Annotated in this window: 8 protein-coding genes; 3 read left to right on the plus strand and 5 right to left on the minus strand. The window is 40.0% G+C overall.

From position 1 onward, the window contains the following. Nucleotides 1-24 precede the first annotated feature (24 nt). From AAC073_RS05650 to AAC073_RS05660, 3 genes are read left to right on the plus strand one after another with little or no spacing between them, the layout of a single operon-like run. Nucleotides 25-738, plus strand: a complete 714-nt coding sequence (locus AAC073_RS05650; protein WP_339922868.1) for an ATP-binding cassette domain-containing protein — start codon at nt 25-27, stop codon at nt 736-738. Further along, nucleotides 738-2,147, plus strand: coding sequence for a DUF3526 domain-containing protein (locus AAC073_RS05655; RefSeq protein ID WP_339922869.1), 1,410 nt, complete (start codon nt 738-740; stop codon nt 2,145-2,147). The genes AAC073_RS05650 and AAC073_RS05655 overlap by 1 nt, the downstream gene beginning before the upstream one ends. Nucleotides 2,148-2,151: 4 nt before the next feature. Continuing rightward, entirely contained in the window at nt 2,152-3,477 is a 1,326-nt protein-coding gene (locus AAC073_RS05660) for a DUF3526 domain-containing protein (protein ID WP_339922870.1), read from the plus strand. Between the two features lie 530 nt (nt 3,478-4,007). Here the strand turns inward: AAC073_RS05660 and AAC073_RS05665 are convergent. The 5 genes from AAC073_RS05665 to AAC073_RS05685 form a co-directional block, all read right to left on the minus strand. Continuing rightward, nucleotides 4,008-6,152, minus strand: a complete 2,145-nt coding sequence (locus AAC073_RS05665) for a right-handed parallel beta-helix repeat-containing protein (protein WP_339922871.1) — start codon at nt 6,150-6,152, stop codon at nt 4,008-4,010. A 1,178-nt stretch (nt 6,153-7,330) separates the two neighbouring features. Continuing rightward, a complete protein-coding gene (locus AAC073_RS05670; RefSeq protein ID WP_339922872.1) occupies nt 7,331-7,687 on the minus strand; it encodes a helix-turn-helix domain-containing protein in 357 nt (118 codons plus the stop codon). Nucleotide 7,688: 1 nt separating this feature from the next. Next, nucleotides 7,689-7,982, minus strand: coding sequence for a type II toxin-antitoxin system HigB family toxin (locus tag AAC073_RS05675; protein ID WP_339922873.1), 294 nt, complete (start codon nt 7,980-7,982; stop codon nt 7,689-7,691). 1,370 nt (nt 7,983-9,352) lie between these two features. Next, entirely contained in the window at nt 9,353-9,676 is a 324-nt protein-coding gene (locus tag AAC073_RS05680) for a type II toxin-antitoxin system PemK/MazF family toxin (protein WP_339922874.1), read from the minus strand. After that, on the minus strand, nt 9,667-9,912 hold the full coding sequence (locus tag AAC073_RS05685; protein ID WP_339922875.1) for an AbrB/MazE/SpoVT family DNA-binding domain-containing protein: 246 nt from the start codon (nt 9,910-9,912) through the stop codon (nt 9,667-9,669). The genes AAC073_RS05680 and AAC073_RS05685 overlap by 10 nt, the downstream gene beginning before the upstream one ends. Between the last annotated feature and the right edge of the window lie 910 nt (nt 9,913-10,822).

Genomic DNA, 10,822 nt, shown 5'->3' on the forward strand with positions numbered 1-10,822 from the left:
TTCAAACAAAATCTGGTACAGTTCATGATCCATCTTAATAAGGTAACCAAATCATTTGGAAATAAAATTGCGTTAGACAATTTAACCCTGAATTTGGAAAAAGGGGAAATCTATTGCCTGCTGGGAAGTAATGGCGCCGGCAAATCGACCACACTATCCTTATTGCTTGGATTCATAAAGCCTGATCAGGGGGAGGTAAAGCTCAGCGGAGCCTCCCCATTTGACCAGCCATCCAAGGCCAGGAAAAGCATCGGTTACATTGCAGAAAATGTTAGCCTGTATCCCTATTTAAGTGGTGTAGAAAATCTCGATTATTTCTGCAGAATTGCCGGACTCAAATATCCTAAAGAGACCCTCAAGGAGACACTTTTGGAATGCGGACTTCCTTCTCATTCCCATGACCTTCCCTTATGCAGCTATTCCAAAGGAATGCGTCAAAAGGTGGGCATCGCCATTGCTTATGCCAAGAAGGCCACGGTTTACCTGCTCGATGAACCTGCAAGTGGACTGGATCCTGCTGCCAATAAGGAATTGTCCCTTTTGCTCAGAAAACTGGCCAAGCAGGGTGCTACGGTATTAATTGCCTCCCATGATATCCTTTGGGCAAAGGAAACCTGTCACCATATTGGGATTCTAAAGGATGGCCAGCTGAAAGGCGAGTATAAAGCTTCAGAAATCAGTATACAGGAACTAGAAAAAACCTACCTGGACTTCATGCAACAACCCCTTGTATCATAATGTTAGCAATAATAAAAAATGAATGGAAGGGCCAACTGAGAAATAGGCTTATGCTATTTTTGGGTGGTTTTTGTTTTGTCATTACAATTTGGGTGACATTTTTAGGACAATGGCAAGTGGAACGTCAAGGAGAACTTTATACCCATGCAAAGGAACATATGCGTGAGCAATGGGATGACATGGGAGATACCAACCCACACAATGCAGTTCATTTTGGCACTTTCGCTTTCAAACCTTATGGGTTTTTGAGCAGTATTGATGAGGGTGTTCAAGCGGTAACAGGCAATGTTATCAGACTTGAAGGTCATGTGCAAAATGAAATGACATTTCCTGACGCTTCCAGATCGCTGGCTGTTTCCTATTTCGGGAAATTGAAACCAGCACTTATCCTACAATATCTGGTGCCGCTACTCTTAATTTTTGTGGCTTTTTCCAGTGTAAGTGGTGAAAAGGAATCGGGGAGAATCCGCTTGCTTTTGGTACAAGGCCTATCGGCCCCAAAAATCATCTTTGGCAAAACCTTGGCAGTAGCCACAATTGGCTGGCTTATGCTAACAATGGTACTTGCCATTACTTTATTAGGAGCTGATACTTCAATTAGTCAGGATGAGACATTTCGTCTCATCCTGTTATTTGCTGCCTATTTGGTATTTTATTTCCTATTGGTGTTGCTAACAGTCTGCCTCTCGGCAATTTTCAAAAGCGCCACCGCTTCGCTTTCAGCCATACTTGCCCTTTGGGTACTATGGGTGATATGCATCCCTATCGTTATAGGAACAATTTCTGAGGAAATCCACCCCTTACCCAGCCGTCGAACCTTCAAAACTGAAATGGAACATGACCGTCACCAAGGAATCAATGGACACAATCCTTCAGGGGAAAGGCAAAAAGCCTTTACTGATAGTTTACTGGCAGTTTATAATGTAGAGGAAAAAAGCCAACTTCCCGTTAATGCTGATGGACTGATCATGCAAGCAGATGAGGAATATGGCAATATGGTCTGGGACAAACATTTTGGCAAGAACGATACCATTTTAAATCGCCAAAAAAGAACCCGGCAGCTGATGGGTGCCATTGATCCTTTTATGGCACTGCAACATTTGAGTATGGGACTAAGTGGCAATGACCTCTTGCATGCCCAAGATTTTCAGGTCAAGGCAGAACACTACCGTAGAGAAATAATCAAAGCCATGAATGATGAGCATGCTTACGGAGGTTCGAAAACCGGAGATTGGAGCTGGAAAGCCAAGGCAGAATTCTACCAGTCCATCCCTGAATACACTTACGACAAACCAAAAATCAACACGATCTTGAATCGATACGTAGTCGACATTGCTGTACTGGTTTTTTGGACTTTTCTGCTGGTATTGCTGGTTACCTTTTTTGCCCCTAAACTGAAATTGGAATAATACTATGAAAGATACATTCATATTGGAATGGAAACATCTGTGGAGGACACGATCCAAGGTCATTGCGCTTTTATTATTCATGGCATTGAGTCTCTATGCCATGAACAACGGCTATGCGATATACACCAAACAAAGCCTGGAGTCCAATGAAATTCTTTCAGCTCAGGAGGCTGATTTTAAAACAGTAAGCGCCTGGATGGATAAGGAACACAAGGGACCTGAAGGCAAAGATTATGTGGACATATCAGAAACACTCTGGGCGATCTGGTATACTCCTTCATGGAAGGTAAAGCAACCTTCTCCAATGATGGTTTACAGTATTGGCCAATCAGGAAATTTCGGATATTATAAAAAAGTTATGGAGTGGTCAACGATTTACGACAATGACCTAATTCAGGAAATAGCCAACCCCGAACAGCTAGCAGCCAGCTATTTGGATTTTGGTTTTGCTGTGCTTTATTTGGGCCCACTGCTTTTAATCATCCTTCTTTACAATATCAAAGGCTTTGAACAGGACCATCACATGATAGGACTTTTAAAAGTTCAGGTCAATTCATTCGCTAAATGGTTAATGGCTCGTATTTCATTCTACTACCTTTTGGTAATTGCAACCATTCTGTTCTTGATGATTATTTATGGTGGAATAGCGGGAGTATTGCTGACAAATACATGGGCATTTATCACGTTTTTCATTACCGTTGCCCTTTACCTGTTGTTTTGGACAGTGATCCTGTCTTTGATTATGGCAATGAATACAGGAAGCACCATAAAAGCGGTATCGATGTCTGCTATTTGGCTGGTATTGGCTGTTTTGATTCCCGGATCTGTCCATCAATGGATGGCCTTGTCCCACCCATCCAGCTATATGACTGAGTTTTTGGACGCACAAAGAAATGGGAGAAATGAGCTCTACGCAATGTATAGTTTTAGTCAGGATTCCTTACAAAAGGTACTATTGGATCCAAAACTAGAGTTACACCAAACCCTTGCGGGAAAGGACAGTCTAATAGAAGAACCCTTAATTAGCAATGCCCTACCCTATTTGGCCAATAGAAAAACCAGCAAGGCAGCAGCCGATATAGAAAAAGCCAACGAAGAAAGAAATCGATTGATTCAAGCCAGTTATTTCTTCAACCCTGTTACCTTTTTTCAAAACCGCTTAAATGCCATCTGTGAAACGGATTATTATGCCTACAAACGATTTAGGGAACAGATTCAGGAAATTATAGACCGGCGATCGGAGGCCAAAGCCAAAGACTCCTGGAATAGAATTACTGTGGACAGCCAAAGACTTCAATATTATAAAAACTATTTCAATTTACAGGAATAAGGTAATGGTGGGGGGAGGCTGGAAAAGAATAAGTCAAATAAATATTCACTAGTAGAAAATTCCCTACAAAAAAGCCCTGATTACTTTAAAAGGTAGTCAGGGCTTTTTTTCGTCAAAGTCCCCTTGAAGTAAAATTACGGAATATAGAATGAAAAGCTGAGTGGTGGTTAAAAAGGTGCTGATTCAATTTAAAGACAATAATGCCAATCGTCAATCTTGGAATTAGCGAAATCCATCCGCCACGGCGAAAGGACAGAGAGTTTGTTCCGACCAAAGTCGTAAGGGATTCCGGACGCAAACCTTCTAAAATATCAAGTTGAAAAGGAATAACTTTCCCTTATAAATCCCCCTGCCCCCTTGTCAAGGGGGACTTGTGGAAATTATAATTGAATGCTGAAATGATAAAACTTAAACGTGCTGACTTAATTTAAGGTCAGTAAGGCCACTCGCCAATCTTGGAAATAGCGAAATCCCCCTTCAAAAAAGGGGGACAAAGGGGGATTTATAACGCTAACATTCTAAAATATCAACTACTCCTTTTCCATATTCTTCGCTACCTGCTTGTCAAATGCTTCCAATATACTCGAAGGAAGCTTGGCTTTTTCTTTCCAACTCGGTTCTCCATATACACCAATATTGTCAAGGTCAAAAACCTCAAAATCTATGTGCTTGATGGCTCGTTTGTTTTTGAACTCAAAATTGAAGTTTTCCGCATCTTTGAAACGGGGATCTAAAATAAGGCTGTGTTGATCGTGCCCAAACTTCTGCCATTCAGAAAAAGATTTCCCATTGAAGACATAATCCTCTCCTCCGGTATTCCAATACATGTTATGGTCCATGGCAATATCAATCTTTTCCCATGCCCCTTGCAATACTACCCCTTCATTAAATACGATGATATTGTTCGTGAAATCAAAAGACCGGTGCTCCTCCACCCTGGTACACTGCGCCTGGTACATTTTGGCAAAGGCAAAGATATTGTTGCGGATGGTATTATTGGCACCGTAATGCTGGTGAAAACCACCTGTTTTGGTACTGTAAACCAAATTGTTTTCCATCACAATATCAGAAGAGCCTTCATCGGTATACAAACCCCAGCCTCCGTAGGAATAAGCATGCACATGATGGACCCTATTGTTGCTGATCACAGTCCCCTCAGATTTTCCCAAGGTATAAACCGCTGCCATGTCACTAAGTAGCGTCCAGCCAATATGGTGGATATGGTTATTGGTGATTTTATTCCTTTTGGCTTTGCTTTCAGCATATCCCCAAACCCAGCCAACTGAAATTCCGGTATAATAAAAATTACCTATATCGTTGTGGCTGATTTCATTGTCAGAACTATGGCCTACCCACACGCCTACTGCAGAAGGATACTCTAAACCTCCGGTCTGCAGGATATTATTGTACAGTTTTATGTGGGAAGTATGGTCTACACCCTCTCGGGCTCTAAAATCTCCCAGGTAAATCCCACCTCCGCCAAGGTCATGTAAATAACTGCGTTCTACCGTAGAATTATGACAAGCTTTGCCATACCAAAGGGCATGTTGGCCTGTTTTCGAAATCTCACAATCCACAAAATCAACATGATTGGCTCCTTCCAGCATCACCGCTGCATTGATCAAAGCTGCCGCTTGATTGGGCTCAGAACCTGTAGGCGGAACCGCATAATGGCAATGCATAAAGGAAAGGCCTTCAAATCGAACATGCTCAACCGGCCCTCCTTTGGCAGCCTCCCCTTTAACCAAAATCAGGTTTTCCAGTACAGGAGCAATAACCTCTGAGTCCTCAAGTTGCTCTCCCGGTCGCGGCATATAATACAAGGTGCCTTCAGGGTTTAAATACCATTCTCCGAGTTCATCTAGTGCTGCCGCAAAATTTTCAAACACAATCCTACCGCCTTCCTTAATTGGGTTCCAGGGCTTCATTCCCTTGCCTGAAGTAATTACCCTTGCGCTATCTCTGTCCAAATCATCAATATGCCTCATGGTGAAATCCCATTTATGATAGGCCCTGAATCGAACAAGCTCTAATTCTTCTGCTTGAATTCCCTCAAGGTGAGAAAAGTTTTCTTCATCAAAAGAAAGGATTTGTTGTGCTTTTTCAACTACTCTTCCGGAACCTTTTATCCAGTCATTTTGCCTTACCGAGCCTATGTGCATAAAATCCTTATTTGGGGTTCGAGCCAAGGTTGCCCTTTCTCCATTGACATACAATTGGTCAAAGCGCCATTTGTAATACCGGCTTTCATCAAGGTCCAGTTCCCAAATACCCAGTTCATTTACCTTAAATCCAGTTAGTTTTTTTCCGCCGCTGAACACAGGCTTTTCATCCTGATAGGCTTTGTATACTATAGGAGCATCCTCTGAGCCTCCATCCTTTGGGTACAATTCTAGTGGAGCCATCATTTGGTATTCACCACCTCTTACCAACACTGTAACCGGGCCGGTAGTCCCATTGTTCTGTTTGTGTGCTCTAATCCAATCACGGGCACCAATAAGGCTTGCCAAGGGTTGGTCGATGGTTCCTTTATTCTTGTCGTCTCCATTGGGAGCTACATAAACCGTAATTTCTTTTTCGTTGACCTGTTTTGCAATTGCAAAGGCCATAGGCATAGATTGCATGAGAAAAACCAATAATAATCCAATAGTCCTACTAATTCTCATATGATTCATTGTCCTTTTCCTTTGTTAAACGAATTTAAGCCAATTTACAATTATAGGTCAAACAATTCCACCAAGAGACACATTTTCAATTAAAATCGGGAGACAAATGGGTAAGGAGGGAATATCTGATTGGCAAATCTCGATAGAGATTTTGTCAGCATTGTTGCAGAAAAAAGGACAACAATACCGCCAAAATCGATTGATGTTACATTTCTAAACCAGTGGCTGAAGCCACTGGCTACAAAAATATCACCCCTACCGGGGTTTTAGTTGGCGTAAAGGTTGTTAAGTAGCTCAAAAAATGAATGAGTACGTTGTGATTTTGTCAGCATTGTTGCATAAAAAAGGGCAACAATACCGCCAAAATCGATTGGCGATTGGACTTCCATTTTCCGTGGGTTGACACCACACGGTTATTATTGTTGAAGCCCTGTAGGCTTCTACGGACTTTGTAAAAGGGACGTTATCATCTTGCTAAAATCGTGAACATTTCTTTATCGACATTAAATAAACTCAAAAACTCAAACCAAAATCGATAAACCAGTGGCTTACGATACTGCCTACAAAAATATCACCCTTACCGGGGTTTAGTGCTTTCGTAAGGATTATTGTGCGATTTTGGTAATAATTTGACGTTGGGATTTTGGTGGAGGTTCACAATTCTCCCTGGACTGACACCCATGACTATTTTATTGCGCCCCGATAGGACTTGGTGATATCATAAAATGAAATTAACCTCTACTAGGTGTAATTTGCAATTACTCCTTTTTATCAATAACCATGAACTATAGAAAAATTATTTTTTAAAGGCCATTTGTAGTGGACTATCCCTAAATCACCTCAGAAAAGGTTACTTGTGATAGAATTGGCATTATTCATTGAATCCACGGAAAGATGGCCGAAAAAAAATATCAGTAAATTATTAATGTTAGCAGCTACCTGAAAGCGGCAGCAAAGGATCGGAAGGTAGGTCGAGTTTAACTTTGGACTATTTTATTTGATGAATTACAAGTTGATTAGGTAGTCTTATAACCTATTGCCATAGATTATTTTTTTTTGGGGGGGGGGCTCTGTTGAATTAAAATAGGTTTTCGGCCCAGTGGCTGGAAGAGGTATAACTTAATTTATGATTTGTTTTAGCAATAGACTCAGCCCGGCTATTTTCTTGTTGCCATTCTCAATAGAGTTCAATAATCTTGAATTAAAACTTCAGTGGGGATGTTTAATTTGGCATTCAGTTTTCTAATCATATCTAAAGTCAGTTTGCGTTTTTTATTCATTATTTCGCTCACTCTACTTTTAAAACCAATCATATCGACCAAATCTTTTTGTTTCAAACCCATTTGTTCCATCCTAAAATTTATGGCTGATATTGGGTCTGGCATTCCAATCGTGAAATGCTCACTTTCATAATTGTCAATTAGGATTGCAAGTATTTCGAGTTCGTCGCCCTTGTCAGTCTCTCTTTTAGCATCAAAAATCACCTCTAAGCGCTTAAGCGCTCTTTGATAATCTTCTTCATTTCTAATCGGTTTAATATTCATCCTATATCTCGTTTGCGTTAATTTTGTCATATTCAGCGTGCGTACCGATAAAACGTACCCATGCAAGTTGGTACTCAAAATTAAATTTTACAATCAGTCGGTAATCATTGCTTTTAATATTAAAAACAATCCTATTGCCTTTCAAAATACTTGCATGTGGATATTCCGATTTGAGCTCATTGATAGATGACCAATTCGATTTTTCAGTTTCACGATACCAGGTTTTCAATTGAAGTTCGCAGCTATTGTGCTTCTCCCAAAAATCTCGCAATGTTCCCCTGGAAAATATTTTCACTTCAATTTGTTTGCCACAAATATAATGAAAAAGTTACCAAATTGATAACTTAATTATTTTTTTCAGAATTATAGTCAGTGGCTAGCTTTGATAAGTGAGGTTTAGAACGAAGTCCCCTTCCATTTGCTCATAGCATCTTCTTTTATGAATTCTTTGAATTCACGCCTAAGTTAAAAATATTTAAAGTCAATTGTTATAAATAAACATAGGGCAACAACGTCCCAAAGCCACGCTGTTTTTGTACGTATCCATCATTGTCCAGTGGCTAGCCTTTTAATACAACGTGATTCTCCGCTGATTAACCTTCCTTTTCCACTTAATTGAAGATTTTGTCAGCATTGGTGCAGTAAAAAAAGCAACAATACCGCCAAAATCAATTGGCGTTTGGGCTTTCTTTTTCCGTGGGTTGACACCACACGGTTATAAAGGTTGAAGCCCTGTAGGCTTCTTTGGAGCGAAAATATAAACAATACTTTTACTTTAATCCTAAACACGAGTCCGCTGCATGAAACCCGTGACTGTAATATTGTGTCCCCTCAGGGCTTGTGAAGTAGGAAACATTCTATGACAGTATGATTTATTAGGCATTTTCGGCCTTCAAAGCTTATGGTTTTTGGGGATGGATGGAGGGCGTTAAGAAAATGAGTTAGCTCCAACAAGGAGATCCACTCATTTTTAGCCTGGAGTCCAGCTCCAAAAATCAAATAATGGATTCGTATATGAATTTTTTTATGTAATCATTGTCCATTATTTGAAATGAGATTTGACAGCCTTGACTTTTTTGGTTCGTTTTTGGGTCAAGCCAAAAATGAACAGTGGAAACATATAAAAATTACCCTATTCCGGTTAAATTCAAGTTTTAAGCCCAATTCATTTCTAGGAAAAAACGGTCAACAGGGAGAATTTGTCAGCATTGTTGCAGAAAATAGGCAACAATACCGCCAAAATCGATTGGCGTTTTTTTCACTAATCCAGTGGCTGAAGCCACTGGCTCCAAAAATATCACCCCTGCCGGGGTTTTAGTTGGCGTAAAGGTTAATGTGTGGTTTCTGTAGAGACCAGTTCCGTTGTGATTTTGTCAGCATTGTTCGGAAAACAAGCAACAATGCCGCCAAAATCAAGATGTGTATAATCTTCCTCACCGAGGGCTGACACACTTGGCTGTGGTATTGCGCCCCGTCAGGGCTTGGTGTAATCATAGGACTTGGTGTATGATTTTGGTAAGGAATGGACGTTGGGATTTTGATCTTCATCTAGGTGTAATTTGCAATTACACCTTTCTATCAATACCCATTAACTTTAGAAAAATCATTTTAAAAAGGCCATTTACAATGGCTTAATCTATATAATATCAGCAATTTGATTTGTTCTTAATCTACAAAAATTTCTTTAAAAATGGCTTTCAATTCTTTTATTTCAGGTTTTGATAGGCGGCCCAAAGGTCTTACAATTCGCCCTTTATCAATGGTTCGAATTTGGTCAAGAACAATCCAGCCAATCTTATTGTCATGTTTCACCTCAATTCTAGTGGGATAGTTCTTGGAGCTAGTTGTCATAGGGGCAATAACAAGGGTCCTGAGGTATTTATTCATTTCGTTGGGAGAGATGATAACACAAGGTCTGGTCTTTTTTAATTCACTCTCAATGGTAGGATCTAGATTCACCAAGATGATCTGATATTGTTCTATTTCCATTCTTCTAGATTGTCATCTTCAAAGACATCATTAATCAAAAGCTTGTCGTCCCCATTTTCATTCATTTCTTTAAAAGCCTTTTCCCAGCCTTTTCTGGGAGTAGCTAATGGCCTTAGAACAATTTGGTCTTTCTCAAGAATCAGGTCAATCGTGTCTTTAATGTTATACCGCTCTATAAGCGTTTTACTTAGCCTAATTCCCTTAGAATTCCCTATTTTTACCACTGATATTTCCATAATTCAAGACCTTAGTGTAATTACAAAGTTATTACATTTGAGCTGTTTTTCCTAATGTTCATTAAAAGGATTGCGCAAGAAATTAAGGACATCCTAAAGCTATGAAGAAGATTTTGTCAGCATTGTTGCATAAAAAAGGGCAACAATACCGCCAAAATCGATTGGCGATTGGACTTCCATTTTCCGTGGGTTGACACCACACGGTTATTATTGTTGAAGCCCTGTAGGCTTCTTTGGGAGCGAAAATATAAACGATACTTTTACTATAAGCCTAAACACGAGTCCGCTGCATGAAACCCGTGACTGTAATATTGTGTCCCCTCAGGGCTTGTGAAGTAGGAAACATTCTATGACAGTATGATTTATTAGGCATTTTCGGCCTTCAAAGCTTATGGTTTTTGGGGATGGATGGAGGGCGTTAAGAAAATGAGTTAGCTCCAACAAGGAGATCCACTCATTTTTAGCCTGGAGTCCAGCTCCAAAAATCAAATAATGGATTCGTATATGAATTTTTTTATGTAATCATTGTCCATTATTTGAAATGAGATTTGACAGCCTTGACTTTTTTGGTTCGTTTTTGGGTCAAGCCAAAAATGAACAGTGGAAACATATAAAAATTACCCTATTCCGGTTAAATTCAAGTTTTAAGCCCAATTCATTTCTAGGAAAAAACGGTCAACAGGGAGAATTTGTCAGCATTGTTGCAGAAAATAGGCAACAATACCGCCAAAATCGATTGGCTTTACAATTCTGAACCAGTGGCTGAAGCCACTGGCTACAAAAATATCACCACTGCCGGGGTTTTAGTTGGCGTAAAGGTTAATGTATAGTTTCAGTAAAGACCAGTTCCATTGTGATTTTGTCAGCATTGTTGCATAAAAAAGGGCAACAATACCGCCAAAATCGATTG

Origin of the sequence: uncultured Cyclobacterium sp. (genome assembly GCF_963977555.1) — a bacterium.
Taxonomy (GTDB): domain Bacteria; phylum Bacteroidota; class Bacteroidia; order Cytophagales; family Cyclobacteriaceae; genus Cyclobacterium.

Bases quoted from the DNA above. Each gene is read 5' to 3' on its own strand.
- AAC073_RS05655 (WP_339922869.1), top strand. From the start codon at position 738: ATGTTAGCAATAATAAAAAATGAATGGAAGGGCCAACTGAGAAATAGG.
- AAC073_RS05685 (WP_339922875.1), bottom strand. From the start codon at position 9,912: ATGGAAATATCAGTGGTAAAAATAGGGAATTCTAAGGGAATTAGGCTA.
- AAC073_RS05665 (WP_339922871.1), bottom strand. From the start codon at position 6,152: ATGAATCATATGAGAATTAGTAGGACTATTGGATTATTATTGGTTTTT.
- AAC073_RS05660 (WP_339922870.1), top strand. From the start codon at position 2,152: ATGAAAGATACATTCATATTGGAATGGAAACATCTGTGGAGGACACGA.
- AAC073_RS05670 (WP_339922872.1), bottom strand. From the start codon at position 7,687: ATGAATATTAAACCGATTAGAAATGAAGAAGATTATCAAAGAGCGCTT.
- AAC073_RS05680 (WP_339922874.1), bottom strand. From the start codon at position 9,676: ATGGAAATAGAACAATATCAGATCATCTTGGTGAATCTAGATCCTACC.
- AAC073_RS05650 (WP_339922868.1), top strand. From the start codon at position 25: ATGATCCATCTTAATAAGGTAACCAAATCATTTGGAAATAAAATTGCG.